This is a genomic window from Hydrogenophaga sp. L310 (assembly GCF_055703065.1).
The window spans coordinates 52,109-71,436 of sequence record NZ_JBVPZA010000003.1; the positions used below are offsets into that span (position 1 = coordinate 52,109).

Sequence of the window (19,328 nt, forward strand, 5' to 3'; positions counted from 1 at the left end):
AGCAGTCGGCTGGTTTGAGCTTACCCGTGTTGACCGGTTCACCGGATGTTGCGCCGCATCAAGTCCCGCACCGCGGGCGGGCGTAACATGGTCGCTTGCGCATATTTTCATGAATGGAGTCGTCATGGACTGGACGGGCTGGATCGAGCGTTTTGGTGAACCGGGTGTGCTGGCGGTCTGTGGCCTGCTCACCGGGCTGGCCTTCGGCTTCTTCGCGCAACGCTCCAGGTTCTGCCTGCGCGCGGCCGTGATCGAGTTCTGGCACGGCAAGTTCGGCGACAAGCTCGCGGTCTGGTTGCTGGCCTTTTCCACCGCCGTGGTGGCCGTGCAGTTGTTCGTGGTCTCGGGGCTGCTCGACGTGAGCACCGCGCGCCAGCTGTCGTCCCGCGGCAGCCTGTCCGGTGCGCTCATCGGTGGACTGATCTTTGGTGTCGGCATGGTCATGACGCGCGGCTGCGCCAGCCGCCTGCTGGTGCTCTCGGCCAACGGCAACCTGCGGGCGCTGCTCTCGGGACTGATCTTTGCCGTGACGGCGCAGGCTTCGCTCAGTGGCGTGTTGTCGCCCTGGCGCGAAACCATCGCCGGCTGGTGGACGGTGGACGGTGGCCCCGCGCGCAGCCTGCTGGCGGTGGTGGGCGTCGGCCCGATGGACGGGCTGGCTTTCGCCGCGGTGTGGCTGGTGACGGCGCTGTTTTTTGCCTACTACAGCGGCTGGGGTTTCTGGAAGTGGGCTGGCGGCATCGGCACCGGTCTGGCCGTGGCGCTGGCCTGGCTGGCCACCTACCAGGTGCTCGCGCATTCGTTCGAGCCGGTGCAGGTCCAGGGCATGACCTTCAGTGGCCCCTCGGCCGAATGGCTGATGCGCGTGCTGAGCAACCCGAACGACCCCTGGAACTTCGACCTCGGTCTGATGCCCGGCGTGTTCCTGGGCTCGCTGATCGGTGCGCTGGTGGGGCGCGACTGGAAGCTCGAAGGTTTCGGCGGCGGTTACACCATGCCGCGCTACATCATCGGTGCCGTCCTGATGGGTTTTGGCTCCATGCTGGCCGGTGGTTGCGCCGTGGGCGCGGGCATGACGGGCGGCGCGATCTTCGCCGTCACGGCCTGGGTGACGCTCGTGGGCATGTGGGTGGGCGGCGGTGTGGCCGACCGTGTGTTCGACGGGGCGCACAAGCCGGCACCCGCGCCGGCACCTTCGCCCGAGCCGGCTCCCTTGGCGGCCAGCGCTCCGACGGCAGCGCCCTGAACAGAGCCTAACCGCGGCCGGTGCGGTGCAGCAGCCACCAGCCCGGCCCGGCCACCGCCAGCAGCAGCGCCGGAAAGCCCAGCGCCGGTGCCCAGTCCAGCATGGCCGCACCCAGCGCGGGCGCCAGCACGCCGCCCAGGGTGTACGACAGCACCAGCACGGCGGTGCTGTTGACCAGGGTGATGCCTTCTTCGCGCGAGCCGATGTCGATCATCGCCAGCGTGTAGAGGCTGCCGCCGGCGCCGCCCCATGAAAACGCCACCGCCGCCGCCAGCCAGGGCGTGCCCGCGACAAAAGGGATCAGCGCCGTGGCAGCCAGCGTGACGAGCGCGCACCAACGCATGAGCGCGAGGCGGGCGCTGCGCGGGTCACCCCAGCGTGGGAGGGCGCCCAAGCGGTCGGCCAGCAGCCCGGCGGGCAGCATCATGAGCGCGCTGCCCAGGCCACTGGCCGAGACCAGCAAGGCCGCCGCCGTCACGCCCAGCCCCAGACTCAGGCCGTACAGCGGCAGGATGGATGTGAGCCCACTTTCGAAGAAACCACCGACGAAACCCACCGTCATGATCAGCGGGTGCGCGCGCAGCGCGTGCCACACGCCTTGCAGGCCCACACGGGCGCTGTGGGCATCCGTGGCGCCCGGCAGCCTCGGGATCAACAGGCTCCACAGCAGGCCGAGGGTCATGCTGGCAAGCACGATCCACAGCGCCACCGGGCTCTGCGCGCCCACGGTGGCGAGCAGCGCGGGTCCGATGACGAAGGTGGTGCCCACCATGGTTTCAAACAGGCCCACCAGGCGCCCGCGCCGCTGCGGTGGCGCGAACTCGGCCACCACCGCCTCGGCCAGCACCCAGCGCAGGCCCGACGCCGCGCCGGCGACGAACTCGAACACAAACCAGGCGGGCAGCCAGCGGGTGAACAGAAACCCGGTCGTGCTGAGCACCGGCACCAGCGCCGCCAGCCACAGCGTGGGGCGCCGCCCCAGCAGCTGCGTGATCGCCGAGGCAAACGGCGTGATGGCGAACACGCCCACCCAGCCCGTGGCCGCCAGCAGGCCCGCCAGCGCGTTGGACACACCGTCGCCCTTGAGGCGCAACAGCAGCAGCGGCATGAGCATGAAGTAGCCCACCAGCTCAAAGAAGGTGGAGCCAAAGATGGCCACCAGGCCGAGGCGGGCCTGCGAGGGGGGTGATGCGGGCAGGGCCAGGCCGCCGTGGCCGGGCGGCAGCGGGTGTCCGCTCATCGGGCAGGCTCCGCCCTTCGGGCTGCGCTGCGAGTCCCTTTCGGAACGGCCGGACGGGGGCTCATGCGGTCCTTCCCTCGCGGCCATCCAGCAGGGCCTGCACCACCTCGGCAAAGCCGGCACCACGCTCGCTCCGGGTCACATAGCGCGGGCGGTGGTCGAGCCGGTCCCAGAACCGCGCCACGTTGGCCACGCCCACGCTGTGCGGGAAGTGGCCGAACATGACCGCGTCGTTGGTCGAGTCGCCGACGTAGACCCAGTGCTCGGGCTCGGCGTCCAGATTCCGGCCGAGCTGTTCGCGCACCACCCAGCGCGCGCCCGCCAGTTTGTCGTGTTCGCCGATCCAGCCATTGACGTGGATGGAACTCACCGTGGCATGCAGGCCGCCCGCCTGCATCAGGCGCACCACCTGCGCGATGGTCGCACCGTCCAGCTGCGCGAACTCGCTGTGGTCGATGGCGATGTCGGTCTCGCGCCCGGGGCTGTCCTGCGACAGGCGGGTCTGCGGCAGCTCGCTCAGGATGCGCTGCGCCACCGCCTGCAGGCGTTCGAAGTTGGTTTGCCGTGTTGCGGTGTCCTGCAGGTAGGTCTTGTGCAGCGTGCCGCCCGGGTCGCGTGACAGCGCGACAGCGCCGTTTTCCGCCACGATGGCGTTCACCGGCCAGTCCAGCGCAAAGGCTTCGCTCCAGCCCGCGGGCCTGCCGGTGATGGCGAACACCGGCAGGCCCGCTGCGCGCAGGGCTTGCAGGGCGGCCAGCGCGTCCGGCGTGATCGCCCCCCCGGTGGTGAGGGTGTCGTCGATGTCGGTGAGCACACCGTGGATGTGGCTGCGCGCGGCCGCCGGCCAGTCGGAAAGGGTGAGATGAGGCATAAAGGCTGAAGAGTTTCGCAGATGCGCAAAAAGCCCGTCTGCGGTAGAATCATGTGATCCGAGGAGCGTTGCAGCGCACCCCTGACCACCGGTCAGCGCGGGGCGTGAGGCTCGGAAATCCATGCAACGACGCTCATCCACTGAACGTGCGATGGGCTTTTTTTTGCCCCCGCGTCCAGTGGTTATTGCCAACCTCATCTGGAGCGAACCATGAACGCACGCATTCCCAACGCCGTCAACGCCGACTGCGTCATCACCGACATCGGCCTGGCCGACTGGGGCCGCAAGGAAATCCGCATCGCCGAAACCGAGATGCCCGGCCTGATGGCCATCCGCGAAGAGTTCGCACCCAAGCAGGCGCTCAAGGGCGCGCGCATCACCGGCTCGCTGCACATGACCATCCAGACGGCCGTGCTGATCGAGACCCTGCAAGCGCTGGGCGCCGAAGTGCGCTGGGCGTCGTGCAACATCTTCTCCACGCAGGACCACGCCGCCGCCGCGATCGCCGCCGCCGGCACGCCGGTGTTCGCCGTCAAGGGCGAGACCCTGACCGACTACTGGGACTACACCCACCGCATCTTCGACTTCGGCCCCAAGGGCAGCGAAGGCGAAGGCCCGAACATGATCCTGGACGACGGCGGCGACGCCACGCTGCTGATGCACCTGGGCAAGCAGGCCGAGAAGGACCAGAGCGTGCTGGCCAACCCGGGCAGCGAAGAAGAACGCGTCCTGTTCGCCGCCATCAAGGCCAAGCTGGCCGAAGACAGCACCTGGTACAGCCGCAAGAGCGCCCAGATCATCGGTGTGACCGAAGAAACCACCACGGGTGTGCACCGCCTGAAGGAAATGTCGGTCAAGGGCAGTCTGATGTTCCGCGCCATCAACGTGAACGACTCGGTGACCAAGAGCAAGTTCGACAACCTCTACGGCTGCCGCGAATCGCTGGTGGACGGCATCAAGCGCGCCACCGACGTGATGATCGCCGGCAAGGTCGCCTGCGTGGCCGGTTACGGCGACGTGGGCAAGGGCTCGGCCCAGGCCCTGCGCGCCCTGAGCGCCCAGGTGTGGGTGACCGAGATCGACCCCATCAACGCCCTGCAGGCTGCGATGGAAGGCTACAAGGTCGTGACCATGGAGTACGCCGCCGACAAGGCCGACATCTTCGTGACCACCACCGGCAACCGCGACGTGATCACCTTCGACCATATGGCCGCCATGAAGGACCAGGCCATCGTCTGCAACATCGGCCACTTCGACAACGAGATCCAGGTCGCCCAGCTGGAAGAGAAGTGCCAGTGGGAAGAGATCAAGCCCCAGGTGGACCACGTGATCTTCCCGGACGGCAAGAAGATCATCCTGCTGGCCAAGGGCCGCCTGGTGAACCTGGGCTGCGGCACCGGCCACCCGAGCTTCGTGATGTCGTCTTCGTTTGCCAACCAGACGATTGCGCAGATCGAGCTGTTCACGCACAGCGACTTCTACGAAAACGGCAAGGTCTACGTGCTGCCCAAGCACCTGGACGAGAAGGTCGCCCGTCTGCACCTGAAGAAGGTCGGCGCGATGCTGAGCGAGCTGAGCGACGAGCAGGCGGCGTACATCGGTGTGCCGAAGCAAGGTCCGTACAAGCCGGACTCTTACCGCTATTGATCGCCGATGCGCGCTGACCAGTTGCTCGTCGAGCGAGGGTTGGCCGCTTCGCGCTCGCAGGCCCAGCGGCTGATCGCTGCCGGGGTGCGCTGGCGGGTGCCCGGTGGCGACTGGAAGGCCGTGAGCAAAAACGGTGACGAACTGCGCGAGACGGTGGAGCTGGAGCTGCTGGACACGGCGGAGTCGCGCTTCGTGTCGCGCGGCGGGCTCAAGCTGGACGGCGCGCTCCTGCACTGCGGCATCAATGCGACGGGGTTGCGTTGTCTGGACGTGGGGCAGAGCAGCGGTGGTTTCACCGACTGCCTGCTGCAGCGCGGTGCCGCCCAGGTGGTGGGCCTGGACGTGGGGCAGGGTCAGTTGCACCCGAAGCTGCGCAGCGATGCGCGGGTGGTCTGCATCGAAAAGTGCAACGCGCGCGAACTCACGGCCGAGCAGTTGGTGGCGTCTGGTGGTGCACAGGCGGCAGCGCCCTTCGACCTGATCGTGGGCGACCTGTCGTTCATCTCGCAGACGCTGGTCTGGCCGGCCATCGTGCCGCTGCTCAAACCACAAGGCAGCCTGCTGATGCTGGTCAAGCCGCAGTTCGAACTGCAACCGGGCCAGATCGGCAAGGGTGGCCTGGTGAAGGACGCGGCGAGCTATGTGCTGGTGCGCGAGCGCATCGCGCTGGCCTGCGTGGACAACGGCCTGACGCTGTTGGACTATTTTGAAAGTGCCATCACCGGCGGTGACGGCAACCGCGAATTTTTCGTCTGGGCGAAGCGGGCGGCCTGAAGCCGTCCCGTGGACCCGACGCTCGACAAGGAATCACCATGGCGTTGCCAGTGAGTTTTGAATTCTTCCCGCCCAAGACGCCCGAAGGCGCCGAGAAACTGCGCGCCGTGCGCCAGCAGCTGTATGGGCAGAAGCCCGAATTCTGCTCGGTCACCTACGGCGCCGGCGGCTCCACGCAGCAGGGCACCTTCGACACCGTGGGCGCCATCCTGGCCGAGGGGGTGGCCGCCGCCTCGCACTTCTCCTGCATCGGTGCCACCCAGGCCAGCGTGCGCGAGCAGCTGGTTACGCTCAAGGCCATGGGTGTCAAGCGCCTGGTGGCGCTGCGCGGTGATCTGCCCAGCGGTTATGGCATCGGCGGCGAGTTCCACTATGCGAGCGACCTCGTGGCGTTCATCCGCGCCGAGACCGGGCGCGACTTTCACATCGAGGTGGCTGCCTACCCCGAAGTGCACCCGCAGGCGAAGTCGCCCGAGTCCGACCTGCAGGCCTTCGTCACCAAGGTGCGCGCCGGCGCCGACTCGGCCATCACGCAATACTTCTACAACAGCGACGCCTACTTCCGCTTCGTGGACGAGGCGCACAAGCTCGGGGTCGACGTGCCGGTGGTGCCGGGCATCATGCCGATCACCAGCTCCACCCAGCTGATGCGCTTCTCCGACGCCTGCGGCGCCGAGATCCCGCGCTGGATCCGTCTGCGCCTGCAGGCTTACGGCGACGACACCGCTTCCATCAAGGCCTTTGGCCTGGACGTGGTCACCGACCTGTGTGACCAGCTGCGCAACGCCGGTGTGCCCGCACTGCACTTCTACACCATGAACCAGAGCGTGGCGACGCTGGAGATCGTGAAGCGTCTTGAGCTGGGTTAAGGTCGGGGGCTGGCCCGGAATGCAGAGAGGAAACACCATGCCCCACACCTGGAAACACCCCGCAGTTCGCCGGCATCTGGCGCCTGTCCTGCTGGCCGCGCTGCTGACCGCTTGCGCCGTGCCTGCGCCCGTGCAGCGGGATGCTCCAGTTGGTCAGCAGGCGGATACCGCATTCAGCGCCGAACCCGCGCAAGCTGTGGGTCGGGCGGGAATCCCACTGACGCCCTCGGCGGCACTTGAAATGCCCCCGCCTGGCGTCAGTGAGAGCCCTTCGTCGGACGGTCCGCTCGCGGCACCATCGGTTCCGGACAAGCTGATCGACAAAGGGATGGCGTCCTGGTACGGGAAACGTTTCCACGGCCGGCGCACGGCCAGCGGTGAACGCTACGACATGCACACTTTCACGGCGGCGCACAAGACCCTGCCGTTCGGCACCAAGGTGCGGGTGCGCAGCATGCACACCGGCAAGGAAGTGGTGGTGCGCATCAACGACCGGGGGCCCTACACACACAAGCGCATCATCGATCTCAGCCAGGCCGCGATCACCGCCCTGGGTGTGCGCCACCGCGGGGTGAGCGTGGTGGAGCTGCTGAGAGAATGAGCGCGAGCGATCGCAACAACCCATCCAGGAGACCCGCCACATGAAAATCGAAACCATCGCCGTGCACGGCGGTTACACCCCCGACCCCACCACCAAGGCGGTGGCGGTGCCGATCTACCAGACCGTGGCCTACGCGTTCGACGACACGCAGCACGGCGCCGATCTGTTCGACCTCAAGGTCGCCGGCAACATCTACAGCCGCATCATGAACCCCACCAATGGCGTGCTCGAAGCGCGCCTGGCCGCGCTCGAAGGCGGCGTGGGGGCGCTGGCCATGGCCTCGGGCATGGCGGCCATCACGGCCGCGATCCAGACCATTGCCGAAACCGGCGACAACATCGTCTCGGCCTCCACGCTCTACGGTGGCACCTACAACCTGTTCGCCCACACCTTCCCGCAGCAGGGCATCACCGTGCGTTTCGCCGACCCGCGCGACCCGGCCGCGTTCGCCGCGCTGATCGACGAGCGCACCAAGGCGATCTACTGCGAATCGGTGGGCAACCCGCTGGGCAACGTGACCGACATCGGCGCGCTGGCCGCCGTGGCCCACGCCGCCGGCGTGCCGCTGATCGTGGACAACACCGTGACCAGCCCTTACCTGTGCCGCCCGTTCGAGCACGGCGCCGACATCGTGGTGCACTCGCTGACCAAATACCTGGGCGGCCACGGCACCACCATCGGCGGCGCCATCGTCGACAGTGGCAAGTTCCCCTGGGCGGAACACAAAGCCCGCTTCAAACGCCTGAACGAGCCCGACGTGAGCTACCACGGCGTGGTCTACACCGAAGCGCTGGGCGCTGCCGCCTACATCGGGCGCGCCCGCGTGGTGCCCCTGCGCAACATGGGCGCAGCGCTCTCGCCCATGAACGCGTTCCAGATCCTGCAGGGCATCGAGACCCTGGCGTTGCGCATGGACCGCATCTGCGACAACGCGGTCAAGGTGGCGACGCACCTGCAGAACCACCCCAAGGTGGACTGGGTGAACTACGCTGGCCTGCCCGACCACAAGGACCACGCGCTGGTGCAGAAATACATGGACGGCAAGGCGTCCGGCATCATCAGCTTCGGCCTGAAGTCCAGCGATGCGATCGCAGCCGGCGCGCGTTTCCAGGACGCACTGATGCTGTTCACGCGCCTGGTGAACATCGGCGACGCCAAGTCGCTCGCCTGCCACCCGGCCACCACCACGCACCGCCAGCTCAACCCCGACGAAATGAAGAAAGCCGGCGTGAGCCCGGAGATGGTTCGCCTGTCCATCGGCATCGAACACATCGACGACCTGATCGCCGATCTGGAGCAGGCGCTAGAAAAGGTGTGAAGGTCCAGGCGTGATGAACACGCTGCGCAAGACCTTGCTCTGGCCGCTCTGGGGGCTGACCTTGTTGTACCTGGCGGGCTGCGCCGCCATGTTCACCTGGCAACGTGCGCTGCTGTACCACCCGCAGCCGGCTCGGCTGGCGGTGGCATCGCTCACGCTGCAGGTGGACGGCGCAGCGTTGCAGGTCAGCGTGCAGGCCCGGCCCGGTGCGCCGGCGGTCCTGTACTTCGGCGGCAATGCCGAAGATGTGTCCGGCACTCTGCCGCATCTCGCGCGCCTGTTCCCGGACCATGCGCTGTATTTGATGCACTACCGGGGCTACGGGCAGAGCACGGGAAATCCCAGCGAGACCGTTTTGCACGCCGATGCCCGCGCGCTCTACCAACACGTGCGGCGGGAACACGCCGAGATCAAGCTGATCGGGCGCAGCCTGGGCAGCGGCGTGGCCGTGCGCCTGGCCAGTGAACAGCCCGTGACCCGCCTGGCTCTGGTCACGCCCTACGACAGCATCGAGAACGTGGCGGTCGAACACTACCCGTGGTGGCCCGTGCGCTGGCTGATCCGGGACCGTTTTGACTCGGCGGCCGTGGCCGGGCGCATCAACGCACCCACCACGCTCATCGCCGCCGAACACGACACGTTGATACGGCCCGAGCGCACGGCGCAACTCGCCATGCATTTCAAGCCGGGTGCGGCGCGTTCGGTCGTGGTGCCGGGCGCCGACCACAACGGCATCGGCGCCCAACCGGTCTACGAGCAGGCGCTGGTGGAGGCGCTTGCTGCGGATTGATCTGAATCAATTCGTATGCATTTCCGGGGTCGCGCCGCGTCTGTGCACGGTGCCGCTTGATCTTCCGCAAGTGGGTGCCCTGCGGGGTCTTCTGTAATGCCTGCCGGGAATGTTCCCGTGTCAAGGACTGAAGGAAGACCATGAAGAAGCACATCGTTGCCGTTGCCGCACTCTGTTTGCTGGGCTCGGGCGCCGCACTGGCGCAGGATTTCAAGGCGGGTGACCTGCTGGTCCGTGCCCGCGCCGTCCACCTGGACAGCGCCAACAAGGACAGCACGGGCCTGGATCTCGCGGTCAACGACAAGTGGCTGCCCGAAGTGGATTTCACCTATTTCCTGAGCTCGAACCTGGCTGCCGAACTGATTCTCACCGTGCCCCAGAAACACACGCTGACCGCCGGCGGCGTCCCCATCGGCAGCCTGAAGCACCTGCCACCCACCTTGACGGTGCAGTACCACTTCACGGACTTCGGGGCCTTCAAGCCGTATGTGGGCGCGGGTCTGAACTACACCCGCTTCAGCTCGGTGAACCTGCCCGCTGGCGTGGACATCAAGCGCAACAGCTTCGGTCTGGCGCTGCAGGCGGGCATGGACTTTCGCCTGACGGACACGATGTACCTGAACGTCGATGTGAAGAAGGTCCAGATCGCCACCAAGGTGAGCGCGGGCGGCACCGAGATCGGCAAGCTGAAGGTGGACCCGCTGTTGCTGGGTGTCGGTGTGGGCTGGAAGTTCTGATCTCTGCCCGGTTCACCTGGGTTCGGGCCCGGCGCGTCCAGCGACCGGGCTTTTTTTTGCCCGGCGAGTTTCAGCGTTCGTCGTAGCTCACCACCAGCCGGTCTGTTGTCGGCCGCGCCTGGCAGCTCAGCACAAAGCCTTTGTCGGTTTCCCAGGGTTCGAGCGTGAAGTTCTTGTCCATGGTGACAGCGCCTTCCACCACCTTGGCGCGGCAGGTGCAGCACACCCCACCGCGGCACGACCAGGGCAGGTCCAGGCCGGCGTTGAGCGCCACGTCCAGCACGTGTTCGTCCTTGCCCATGCGCAACTGGTGCGGCTTGCCGTCGAGCACCACGGTCAGCGCCACTTCGCCATCGGTGCGGACCGCCGGGTGGCCCAGCACCGCGGCCTGGCGCTGATCGGCGGGCAGGGCTTCCAGCGTCGGTGAGGTGAAACGTTCGGTGTGCACGCGGTCGGGCCGCACGCCGGCTTCCAGCAGCGCCTGCTGCGTGGCTTCGATCATGGCGTCAGGACCGCAGATGAACACCTCGTCCATGCTGCCCACCGGCAGCAGCGCGGCGATGATGGCGCGCACCTTGTCGCCGTCGATGCGACCTTCGAGCAGCGGCACTTCCTGCGCCTGGCGCGAGAGCACGTGTATCAGCGTCAGGCGGCCGGGGTAGCGGTCCTTCAGGTCCTGCAAAGCTTCGTTGAACATCACGCTGGCCATGCGCCGGTTGCCGAAGACCAGGGTGAATTTGCTGTCGGCCGATTCCTCCAGCGTGCTGGCCATGATGGACAGGATGGGCGTGATGCCCGAACCGGCCGCGAAGCCCACGCGGTGCAAGGCGCGCGGCTTGTGGATGGTGAAGCGGCCGTCGGGTGGCATCACTCGCAGCGCGTCTCCGGCCTTCAACTCGGTGGCGGCCCAGTTGGAGAACACACCGCCTTCGACCGGGCGGATGCCCAGCGTGAGTTCGCCTTGCTGCGTGAGCAGGCTGCGCGGGCTGCTGATGGAGTAGCTGCGCCGCACGTCCTGCCCGCCGATGGTGGTGCGCAAGGTGAGGAACTGGCCCGGCTCGAAGGCAAAAGTGTCGCGCAGCTCCGGCGGAATGCGCAGTGAAACCGCCACCGATCCGGCGGCCTCGGGGTGGATGCGCGAGACGGTGAGGTCGTGGAAGCGGGGGACGGCGTGGCTCATGGTGTCAGTACGGCTTGAAGTAGTCGAAGGGTTCCAGGCAGTCCAGGCAGCGGTACAAAGCTTTGCACGCGGTGGAGCCGAACGGCGAGGTTTCTGTGGTGTTGTGCGAGCCGCACTGGGGGCAGGGCACCGCGGTGTGCCGGACCGCGTGGCGGCTGAACTTCACCACGCCGGCGGGCGTGTCGGCATGGCTGCCGCATTGCGGTGGCGCGATGCCATAGGCGCGCAGCTTCTCGCGCGCGACCTCGCTCATCCAGTCGGTGGTCCAGGCGGGCGACAACTGCGTGATGACGCGCCCGGGCAGCCCTGCAGCGCTCAGGGCCGCGTGGATGTCGTCCTCGATCTGGCCCATGGCCGGGCAGCCGCTGTAGGTGGGCGTGATGACCACTTCCGGCACGCCGTCGGCCCCCTCGCGCACGTCGCGCAGGATGCCCAGCTCGCGCAAGCTGATGACCGGAATCTCCGGGTCGGCCAGGTGCGTCAGCGCCTCGGTGATGGCCTGCAGCGAAGCGTGGGTGGCCGCATCCATGGTGTTCACCAGACTGCGGTCGGGTGCGCCCGGGCCAGGCTCTGCATCTCGGCCAGCAGGAAGCCCAGGTGCTCCGAGTGCACGCCCACATGGCCCTGGGCCACGTAGCCCGCGTGCGGCTGGTCACGGCGCGTGAGCGTGGTTTCGGCCAGGGTGTCGTTCACCAGTGCGTTCCAGTGATCGCGCAGCGTTCGCACGTCCACGCCACTGCCGTCGGCTGCGGCGGCCTGTTCGGCGGGGGAAGGCTGCCAGAAGGCTTCGCAATACGGCAGCAGGTGGTCCAGCGCGGCCTGCGCGCGGCGTTTCGATTCGTCGGTGCCGTCGCCCAAACGCACCAGCCAGTCGCCCGCGTGGCGCAGGTGGTAGCTCACCTCCTTGAGCGACTTGGCGGCGATGGCGGCGAGCTGCGGGTCTTTTGATGCCTGCAACCGGTCCCACACCAGCACCATGAGCGCGCTGACGAGGAAGTTGCGCGCGATGGTCACGGCGTAGTCGCGCTCGCTCACCGCATAGCCCACCAGCGGGCCGTGGTGCGGCAGCTCCATCAGCGTGTGATTGCGGAACTCGGCGGTGTCGCGGAAGTAGGCCAGCGTGTCTTCGGCGATCTGGCCGTTCTGGCGCGCGCCCTGCAGGTGCGCGAAGCGCTGCGCCTCGGCCGGGTCGGCGTTGATGAGGCTGGCCGCGTGCTGGTACAGCAGTCGCGCCTGGCCGATCAGGTCCAGGCTGTTGTTGGCCAAGGCCAGGTCTTCTTCCAGGACGGGGCCGTGGCCACACCATTCGGCATTGCGTTGTCCCAGCACCAGGGCGTTGTCGGCCAGGTGCAGCAGATAGTCAACTGGTGCAGCCATCACATGTGCCCCACTTTTTCGGGGATTTCGTAAAAGGTTGGGTGGCGGTAGATCTTGTCGGCCGCCGGGTCGAAGAAGCTGTCCTTGCTGTCGGGTTCGCTGGCGGTGATGGCGTTGGACGGCAGCACCCAGATGCTCACGCCTTCCTGGCGGCGGGTGTAGACGTCGCGCGCCATCTGCAGCGCGTGCTGTGCGTCGCTGGCGTGCAGGCTGCCGCAATGTTTGTGTTCCAGGCCCTGCTTGCTGCGGACGAACACTTCCCAGAGCGGCCATTCTTTCAGTGCGGGTGTCGATGCGGGCGCGTTCATGCGGCCTCCTTCAGGTTGCGGGCTTGCTGTCTGGCGGCGTGGGCCATGGCGGCTTCGCGCACCCAGGCGCCTTGCTCGTGGGCTTTCACGCGGGTGGCCAGGCGTTCCTTGTTGCAGGGGCCGTTGCCGTTGACCACGGCCCAGAATTCGTCCCAGTCGATCTGTCCATAGTCCCAGTGGCCGCGCGCTTCGTTCCACTTCAGGCCGGGGTCGGGCAGGGCGACGCCCAGCACCTCGGCCTGCGGCACGGTAGCGTCCACGAACTTCTGGCGCAGGTCGTCGTTGCTGATGCGCTTGATGCCCCAGCGCATGCCCTGCACGCTGTTCGGGCTGTCGGCGTCGGGCGGGCCGAACATGGCGAGGCACTTCCACCAGTAGCGGTTGACGGCGTCCTGCACCATGGCCTTCTGCTCGGCCGTGCCCTGCATCATCACCAGCAGGGCCTCGTAGCCCTGGCGCTGGTGGAAGCTCTCTTCCTTGCAGACGCGGATCATGGCGCGGGCGTAAGGGCCGTAGCTGCAGCGGCACAGCGGGATCTGGTTCATGATCGCCGCGCCGTCCACCAGCCAGCCGATCACGCCCACGTCGGCCCAGTTGAGCGTCGGGTAGTTGAAGATGGAGCTGTACTTGGCTTTGCCGCTGTGCAGGCCGTCGAGCATCTGTTCGCGGCTGGTGCCGAGCGTCTCGGCGGCGCTGTAGAGGTAGAGGCCGTGGCCGCCTTCGTCCTGCACCTTGGCGATCAGGATGGCCTTGCGTTTCAGGCTGGGCGCGCGGCTGATCCAGTTGCCTTCGGGCAGCATGCCCACGATCTCGCTGTGGGCGTGCTGGCTGATCTGGCGCACGAGGGTCTTGCGGTAGCCGTCGGGCATCCAGTCGCGCGGTTCGATCTTGCCGTCGGCGTCGATCACGGCATCGAAATGGGTTTGCAATGCGGCGTCTTCGGCGCTGGCCGGTGCCGCCACGGCCTTCAGGCCGGGCTTGGCCTCGCCGTCGGCGACCGAAAAAGATTGGGTGTACATGCGCGTCTCCTGACCCCGAAACCGGGTGTCGAGTGGGGGTGAGACGGCAGTATATGCAATTAACCGACCGATCGGTTGGTTAATTGCCCGGTGTGGACTCAGGGTTTATCCGGGGAGGGACTTTGCGCGAGGGGCAGGGTGCACAAGGCGTTCCTTTCCGTACAGTCGGATCCATGTCCCCCACTGACAGGCTTTTCCCTTTTTGCGCCGGCTCCTGGTCGCAACGCTGCGCCAGGTTCACGGTCGCGTTGCTGGCGGGGCTGACGGCGGGTGTGGGTCACAGCGGCCCGGCGGTGGTCAGCGGGACAGCGGCCCAGTGGGTGTTTGTCGCGGACCGTGCTTCCGAAGGGGTGCCTCTGGATGCCAGCACCGCTTGCGGGCTGCCGCGCTTTCAGACAACGCTGGTTCAGCGCCTCAACGCCGCGCGGGCCGTGGCCCGCTCCTGCGGGAACTCGGTCATGCCGGCCGCCGGTCCGCTGGTGTGGAATCAACGCCTGTTTTCAGCTGCGGACCGCCATGCCCGTGACATGGCCACCCGGAACTACTTCTCCCACACCAGCGTGGACGGGCGTTCCCTGGCCCAGCGGGTTGCGGCCGAGGGCTACGCCTGGACGTCGGTGGGCGAGAACCTGGCGGGCGGGCAAGCCACGGTGGACGGTGTCATCTCGGGCTGGCTCTCCAGCCCCGGGCACTGCAGCAACCTCATGAGCCGCCAGTTCGAGGCGGTGGGCGTGAGCTGTGTGCGGCAAGCGCGCAGCCGGTTTGGCCACTACTGGGTCATGGTGCTGGCCCGGCCCTGAATCCCGGTGCCAGGGCCTTGGCGCCGCCGTGCGTCGGCTTCAGCCGCCGGTGTCGAGGGTCTGGCCTTTGCCGCGGCCCCGACCGAGGTGGGTCAGCAACTGGGGCAAGGCCACCTGCAGCGCCGCTTTCAGCGTGTGGGGCGGGTTGATGACGAACATGCCGCTGGCCGTGAGGCCGGGCCGGTCATCCGGACCGTGGGTGGGGTCCTGCCCGATGGCCAGCGTCGCGTTCAGCCAGGGCCGTTGCGCCTGGTTGCTCAGGGTCTTCAGCCGGCGCGGCAGGTCGTGCGCCTCCGGGCGCGGAATGATCGGGTACCACACCAGGTAGGTGCCGGTCGGAAAGCGGCGGATGAGTTCCTGTATGCAGGCGCTCACTTTGCCGTAATCGCTCTTGATCTCGTAACTGGGGTCGATCAGCACCGCGGCGCGCTTGGAGCCGGTGGCCGACGGTGGCGGCGGGAGCAAAGGCTTGACGCCTTCAAAGCCGTCCTGCAGCGCCACGGCGATCTGGCGCCCCGCTTCGAGCTGGGCGATGTTGGCGTTGAGGGTGCGGCTGTCGGTCGGGTGCAGCTCGAACAATTTGAGCTTGTCGCGCGATTCGGTGCGCAGCAGCGAATGCAGCACAAAGGGCGAACCCGGGTAGACACGCAGCAGACCCGAGGGGTTGTAGCTGGCGATCAGGTCCAGGTAATCGTCGATCACCGGCGCGGCGGCCACGGGCGCGGCACCCGCCGGACGCAGGGCGGCCATCAGTTTGACCACGCCGTCCTTGGCTTCGCCCCCGGTCTCCGTGTAGTCACCGTCCAGACGGTACAGCCCGGCGCCCGCGTGTGTGTCGATCAGGGTGATGCCGGCCTCTTTCTGCATCAGATGGCGCAGCGTGGCGATCAGGGTGATGTGTTTGAGCACGTCGGCGTGGTTGCCGGCGTGGAAGGCGTGTCGGTAACTGAACATAGGGTCCGATGGTAGCGCCCCCGGGCGACCCGGTCACACGCCGTTCATCCGCAGCTTGCCAAGCGGTGCCGATATTTCGTACAATGGAAAGCTTCGCAGCGAAACGCAAGGCTCCGCGACGAAGACCGCACACCGGGCAACCGGGGTGCAAAACCCCACCTAAGAGTGTTCCGACAGAGAACAACCGACCGTGGAAAAGAGCCGCCAAACCCTCCTTCAAAGAGAAAACTCATGACCAAAACGTTCAGCGCAAAAGCAGCTGACGTGACGCACGAGTGGTTTGTGATTGACGCGACCGACAAGGTCCTCGGACGAGTTGCCAGTGAAGTGGCTCTCCGTTTGCGCGGCAAACACAAGGCCATTTACACGCCTCACGTCGATACCGGTGACTACATCGTCATCATCAACGCGTCCAAGATCCGCGTGACGGGCACCAAAGCCCTCGACAAGATTTACTACCGTCACTCGGGTTACCCGGGCGGTATCTACGCCACCAACTTCCGCGACATGCAGGCCAAGCACCCTGGCCGCGCGATCGAGAAGGCCGTCAAGGGCATGCTGCCCAAGGGTCCGCTTGGCTACGCCATGATCAAGAAGCTCAAGGTGTACGGCGGTGCTGAGCATCCCCACACCGCCCAACAGCCGCAAGTGCTGGAACTCTAAAGGAGCCTTGAGATGATTGGTGAATGGAACAATGGCACCGGCCGTCGCAAATCCAGCGTCGCCCGCGTGTTTCTGAAAAAAGGCTCCGGCCAGATCGTGGTCAACGGCAAGGACATCCAGTCCTACTTCGGCCGTGAAACCTCGATCATGATCGCCAAGCAGCCGCTGATGCTGACCAACCACGCCGACACCTTCGACGTGATGGTCAACGTGCACGGTGGCGGCGAGTCCGGCCAGGCCGGCGCTGTGCGTCACGGCATCACCCGCGCCCTGATCGACTACGACGCGACGCTCAAGCCGAGCCTGTCGCAAGCCGGCTTCGTCACGCGCGATGCGCGTGAAGTCGAGCGTAAGAAGGTCGGTCTGCGTTCCGCACGCCGCGCCAAGCAGTTCAGCAAGCGCTAAAGCGCCTGGCTTCTGCCGCAAAAACCGCCTGCAAGCTTGTCTTGGGGCGGTTTTTGCATTTTGGGGTCGTGTGATCCGGGTTCTCAATTCCCAATCGAAAGGTGTCTGAATGAGGTTGCGTCTCCTGCGACGAAGACTCACGGTCAGCGCGCCCCGGGTGTCGGTGCGCAGCGCCATGCCCTGGCCCTTCCGCTGGCTGCTGGGTGCCGTGGTGCTCGGCTTTTCGGGCGCCCTGGCGCTCTGGGCTTTTGAGGTGGGCAAAGACATCGCCGGCCTGGACCGCAATGCCAAACAGGAACTGGAGCGCCTGCGCAACGAGGCGCAGGACCTGCGTGCCGAACTGGGCCGGGCGCAGTCCATCGCCAACACCTCTGAAAGCCTGCTGACGGCGGAGAAAGCGGCCCAGGAACAACTGGTGCAGCAGATTCGCCAGCTGGAGGCGGACAACCAGGTGCTGCGCAGCGACCTGGGATTTTTTGAGCGCCTGATCCCGGGGTCGGGGAGTGGCGCACTGAACATTCGCGGCCTGCAGGTCGATCGTCTGGCGCAGAACCAGCTCAAGTGGCAGGTGCTGTTGATCCAGGCCACCAAGAACGCTCCCGAAGTCAGGGGCGTTCTGGAGGTGACTTTTGCCGGCACGCTGGAAGGCAAACCCTGGTCAGCCATTCAGGAGCCGTCGCCGCAACCGGTGCTGATCAAGGGCTATCTGCGCCAGGAGGGGCTGGTGAACGTTCCCGAACAGGCCGTGGTAAAAACCGTGACCGCAAAAATCCTGCAGGACGGCGCGGTGTTGGCCCTGCACACCATCAAGCTGTAATCAACTGTCGTTTCGGAGAACTCCATGTTTGGCAAGAAGAAGCAACCCCCCATCAAAAGCCTGATCGCCCATGGAACGCGCATCGAAGGCCATGTGTTGTTCCACGACGGACTGCGGGTGGATGGCGAAGTGGTGGGCGACATCCGTGCCAGCGATGAACAGTCCAGCATCCTGGTGATCAGCGAATCGGCCAGCGTGACCGGCCAGATCCATGCAGACCACGTCATCATCAACGGCAGCGTCAAGGGCCCCGTGTTTGCGTTTGACCTGCTGGAACTGCAGCCCAAAGCCCGGATTGAGGGCGACGTGTCCTACAAGGCTCTGGAGATGCACCAGGGCGCCACGATATCGGGTCAGCTCAAACCCATGGCCGCAGGCCTGGAAGACAAACCCACATTGAAACTGGCGGCAAACAACGGCTGAGCGCAAACCCGAGCGATTTGCTATAGCATTGCTTCAGATGTGGACGAATGGCGTCCACCAGCCGCGTTCAGGAAGCCCCCCGGAAGCGGCCCAAGACCTATGTCAGGACACCCCATGAGCGCAGTTGCAGAAAACATCCAGACCGACATGCCAGCACCGCTGGTCTTCACCGACAGCGCCGCGGCCAAAGTGGCCGAGCTGGTGGCCGAAGAGGGCAACCCGGACCTCAAGCTGCGCGTGTTTGTGCAGGGCGGTGGCTGCTCGGGTTTCCAGTACGGTTTCACCTTCGATGAGGTGGTCAACGAAGACGACACCACCATGACGAAGAACGGTGTTTCGCTGTTGATCGATGCCATGAGCTACCAGTACCTGGTCGGCGCCGAGATCGACTACAAGGAAGACCTGGAGGGTGCCCAGTTCGTCATCAAGAACCCCAATGCCTCGACCACCTGTGGTTGTGGCTCCAGCTTCAGCGTCTGATCGGGCGCAGTCGAAGCGCCCGGCGCTTCCCGGCCAACAAAAAGCCCCGCGATCTGACGGGGCTTTTTTGTGGGTGCGACCCGGACTTCAGCGCCAGTTGCGATCCCATTGTTCGTTCTCGCGATCCCGGCGATGGCCGCGGTACACCTCCGGATACTGGCGTGTTCCACCGATGTAGACCACTTCGGGTTCCGCCGGGGGCGCCGGGCGGTATTGCATCTGCTGCCGCGGTGCGGGCGCGGCAATGACGGGTTGCACGTTCACATGGACGTAACGGCCCGGTTCTTCGGGCATCTGCACGTTGTAGCGCCGGCCGGCGTACTCGTACTCCACGTCGTAGGCCACGGTCTGGTTTTCGTAGAAGGTCTGGGTGCTGCACTGCTGCACGGTCTGCGTGCGGGGCTGTCCGCGGCCTTCGATGTGGTTGCCGAGCACGGCACCACCGAACAGGCCGATGGCTGTGGCCACTGCGCGGCCGCTGCCACCGCCGATGGCGTTGCCCATGGCGCCACCGGCGATGCCGCCGATCAGCGCACCGGCGCCCGACTTGTGGCCGGGTACGGTCACGGTCTGGTTCTGGCACACCTCGCGCGGCGTCGCCACTTGCTGGATGATGGGTTTGCTGCTGAGCACACGGGCGCGTTCATCCTGGGCCTGGACGGCACCGGCGCCTGCGAGGGCGATCACACCGGTGAGGACGGGGAGGAGGATGGAACGGTCAGGGGATTTCATGGAAAGCTCCTTGGTTGAGGAGCCTCCATCGTGCGGGGCTTGTGTCAAGCCGTTGCACAGCCTGTGTAAAGCTGCCA

The 19,328-nt window shown here is 66.3% G+C and carries 23 protein-coding genes and 1 riboswitch; of the genes, 14 read left to right on the plus strand and 9 right to left on the minus strand.

The window, feature by feature from the left end; translation table 11 throughout:
• The first annotated feature begins 109 nt into the window (after nucleotides 1-109).
• Nucleotides 110-1,246, plus strand: a complete 1,137-nt coding sequence (locus tag AC0GNO_RS06905; protein ID WP_472888733.1) for a YeeE/YedE family protein — start codon at nucleotides 110-112, stop codon at nucleotides 1,244-1,246.
• A 7-nt stretch (nucleotides 1,247-1,253) separates the two neighbouring features.
• Here the strand turns inward: AC0GNO_RS06905 and AC0GNO_RS06910 are convergent, their stop codons facing one another.
• Nucleotides 1,254-2,486: an MFS transporter gene (locus AC0GNO_RS06910; protein WP_472903472.1), complete on the minus strand. Its 1,233-nt coding sequence runs from the start codon at nucleotides 2,484-2,486 to the stop codon at nucleotides 1,254-1,256.
• A 61-nt stretch (nucleotides 2,487-2,547) separates the two neighbouring features.
• Nucleotides 2,548-3,357 carry an HAD-IIB family hydrolase gene (locus AC0GNO_RS06915; protein WP_472903473.1) on the minus strand — a complete coding sequence of 270 codons (810 nt, stop codon included), beginning with the start codon at nucleotides 3,355-3,357 and terminating at the stop codon, nucleotides 2,548-2,550.
• A gap of 54 nt (nucleotides 3,358-3,411) precedes the next feature.
• Nucleotides 3,412-3,499: riboswitch (S-adenosyl-L-homocysteine riboswitch) on the plus strand.
• A 68-nt stretch (nucleotides 3,500-3,567) separates the two neighbouring features.
• Here AC0GNO_RS06915 and ahcY point away from each other — a divergent pair.
• From ahcY to AC0GNO_RS06950, 7 genes are all read left to right on the plus strand, one after another.
• Nucleotides 3,568-5,004: an adenosylhomocysteinase gene (gene ahcY / locus AC0GNO_RS06920; protein WP_472903474.1), complete on the plus strand. Its 1,437-nt coding sequence runs from the start codon at nucleotides 3,568-3,570 to the stop codon at nucleotides 5,002-5,004.
• 6 nt (nucleotides 5,005-5,010) lie between these two features.
• Complete coding sequence (locus tag AC0GNO_RS06925; protein WP_472903475.1) at nucleotides 5,011-5,778, plus strand: TlyA family RNA methyltransferase; 768 nt, start codon at nucleotides 5,011-5,013, stop codon at nucleotides 5,776-5,778.
• Between the two features lie 38 nt (nucleotides 5,779-5,816).
• The gene (metF, locus tag AC0GNO_RS06930; protein WP_472903476.1) at nucleotides 5,817-6,647 is read left to right on the plus strand and encodes a methylenetetrahydrofolate reductase [NAD(P)H]; all 831 of its coding nucleotides are present in this window, start codon (nucleotides 5,817-5,819) and stop codon (nucleotides 6,645-6,647) included.
• 37 nt (nucleotides 6,648-6,684) lie between these two features.
• Complete coding sequence (locus AC0GNO_RS06935) at nucleotides 6,685-7,248, plus strand: septal ring lytic transglycosylase RlpA family protein (protein ID WP_472903477.1); 564 nt, start codon at nucleotides 6,685-6,687, stop codon at nucleotides 7,246-7,248.
• 40 nt (nucleotides 7,249-7,288) lie between these two features.
• Nucleotides 7,289-8,566, plus strand: a complete 1,278-nt coding sequence (locus AC0GNO_RS06940) for an O-acetylhomoserine aminocarboxypropyltransferase/cysteine synthase family protein (protein WP_472903478.1) — start codon at nucleotides 7,289-7,291, stop codon at nucleotides 8,564-8,566.
• A gap of 13 nt (nucleotides 8,567-8,579) precedes the next feature.
• The gene (locus AC0GNO_RS06945; protein WP_472903479.1) at nucleotides 8,580-9,356 is read left to right on the plus strand and encodes an alpha/beta hydrolase; all 777 of its coding nucleotides are present in this window, start codon (nucleotides 8,580-8,582) and stop codon (nucleotides 9,354-9,356) included.
• A gap of 140 nt (nucleotides 9,357-9,496) precedes the next feature.
• Nucleotides 9,497-10,093 carry an OmpW/AlkL family protein gene (locus tag AC0GNO_RS06950; protein ID WP_472903480.1) on the plus strand — a complete coding sequence of 199 codons (597 nt, stop codon included), beginning with the start codon at nucleotides 9,497-9,499 and terminating at the stop codon, nucleotides 10,091-10,093.
• Nucleotides 10,094-10,163: 70 nt separating this feature from the next.
• On the opposite strand, the gene AC0GNO_RS06955 is transcribed toward AC0GNO_RS06950, so the two are convergent.
• From AC0GNO_RS06955 to paaA, 5 genes are read right to left on the minus strand one after another with little or no spacing between them, the layout of a single operon-like run.
• On the minus strand, nucleotides 10,164-11,273 hold the full coding sequence (locus AC0GNO_RS06955) for a 2Fe-2S iron-sulfur cluster-binding protein (RefSeq protein WP_472903481.1): 1,110 nt from the start codon (nucleotides 11,271-11,273) through the stop codon (nucleotides 10,164-10,166).
• 4 nt (nucleotides 11,274-11,277) lie between these two features.
• Nucleotides 11,278-11,802: a 1,2-phenylacetyl-CoA epoxidase subunit PaaD gene (paaD, locus tag AC0GNO_RS06960; protein WP_472903482.1), complete on the minus strand. Its 525-nt coding sequence runs from the start codon at nucleotides 11,800-11,802 to the stop codon at nucleotides 11,278-11,280.
• A gap of 5 nt (nucleotides 11,803-11,807) precedes the next feature.
• Complete coding sequence (gene paaC / locus AC0GNO_RS06965) at nucleotides 11,808-12,650, minus strand: 1,2-phenylacetyl-CoA epoxidase subunit PaaC (protein WP_472903483.1); 843 nt, start codon at nucleotides 12,648-12,650, stop codon at nucleotides 11,808-11,810.
• A complete protein-coding gene (paaB, locus tag AC0GNO_RS06970) occupies nucleotides 12,650-12,958 on the minus strand; it encodes a 1,2-phenylacetyl-CoA epoxidase subunit PaaB (RefSeq protein WP_177132272.1) in 309 nt (102 codons plus the stop codon). The genes paaC and paaB overlap by 1 nt, the downstream gene beginning before the upstream one ends.
• Nucleotides 12,955-13,977, minus strand: a complete 1,023-nt coding sequence (paaA, locus tag AC0GNO_RS06975) for a 1,2-phenylacetyl-CoA epoxidase subunit PaaA (RefSeq protein ID WP_472903484.1) — start codon at nucleotides 13,975-13,977, stop codon at nucleotides 12,955-12,957. Before paaA ends, paaB begins: the two co-directional genes overlap by 4 nt.
• A 173-nt stretch (nucleotides 13,978-14,150) precedes the next feature.
• Here paaA and AC0GNO_RS06980 point away from each other — a divergent pair, with 173 nt between their 5' ends.
• The gene (locus AC0GNO_RS06980) at nucleotides 14,151-14,777 is read left to right on the plus strand and encodes a CAP domain-containing protein (RefSeq protein WP_472903485.1); all 627 of its coding nucleotides are present in this window, start codon (nucleotides 14,151-14,153) and stop codon (nucleotides 14,775-14,777) included.
• A 39-nt stretch (nucleotides 14,778-14,816) separates the two neighbouring features.
• Here AC0GNO_RS06980 and AC0GNO_RS06985 read toward each other — a convergent pair whose 3' ends face one another.
• Entirely contained in the window at nucleotides 14,817-15,731 is a 915-nt protein-coding gene (locus tag AC0GNO_RS06985; protein WP_472888719.1) for a 23S rRNA (adenine(2030)-N(6))-methyltransferase RlmJ, read from the minus strand.
• A 231-nt stretch (nucleotides 15,732-15,962) separates the two neighbouring features.
• On the opposite strand from AC0GNO_RS06985, the gene rplM reads away from it, so the two are divergent.
• From rplM to erpA, 5 genes are all read left to right on the plus strand, one after another.
• Nucleotides 15,963-16,394 carry a 50S ribosomal protein L13 gene (gene rplM / locus AC0GNO_RS06990; RefSeq protein WP_472888718.1) on the plus strand — a complete coding sequence of 144 codons (432 nt, stop codon included), beginning with the start codon at nucleotides 15,963-15,965 and terminating at the stop codon, nucleotides 16,392-16,394.
• 12 nt (nucleotides 16,395-16,406) lie between these two features.
• Complete coding sequence (rpsI, locus tag AC0GNO_RS06995; protein ID WP_472888717.1) at nucleotides 16,407-16,799, plus strand: 30S ribosomal protein S9; 393 nt, start codon at nucleotides 16,407-16,409, stop codon at nucleotides 16,797-16,799.
• 109 nt (nucleotides 16,800-16,908) lie between these two features.
• Nucleotides 16,909-17,616 carry a DUF6776 family protein gene (locus AC0GNO_RS07000; RefSeq protein ID WP_472903486.1) on the plus strand — a complete coding sequence of 236 codons (708 nt, stop codon included), beginning with the start codon at nucleotides 16,909-16,911 and terminating at the stop codon, nucleotides 17,614-17,616.
• A gap of 24 nt (nucleotides 17,617-17,640) precedes the next feature.
• Nucleotides 17,641-18,039, plus strand: coding sequence for a bactofilin family protein (locus AC0GNO_RS07005; protein WP_305280265.1), 399 nt, complete (start codon nucleotides 17,641-17,643; stop codon nucleotides 18,037-18,039).
• A gap of 114 nt (nucleotides 18,040-18,153) precedes the next feature.
• Nucleotides 18,154-18,519, plus strand: a complete 366-nt coding sequence (gene erpA / locus AC0GNO_RS07010; protein WP_086121452.1) for an iron-sulfur cluster insertion protein ErpA — start codon at nucleotides 18,154-18,156, stop codon at nucleotides 18,517-18,519.
• Between the two features lie 87 nt (nucleotides 18,520-18,606).
• Here the strand turns inward: erpA and AC0GNO_RS07015 are convergent, their stop codons facing one another.
• The gene (locus AC0GNO_RS07015; protein WP_472888715.1) at nucleotides 18,607-19,251 is read right to left on the minus strand and encodes a glycine zipper 2TM domain-containing protein; all 645 of its coding nucleotides are present in this window, start codon (nucleotides 19,249-19,251) and stop codon (nucleotides 18,607-18,609) included.
• Nucleotides 19,252-19,328: the final 77 nt, after the last annotated feature.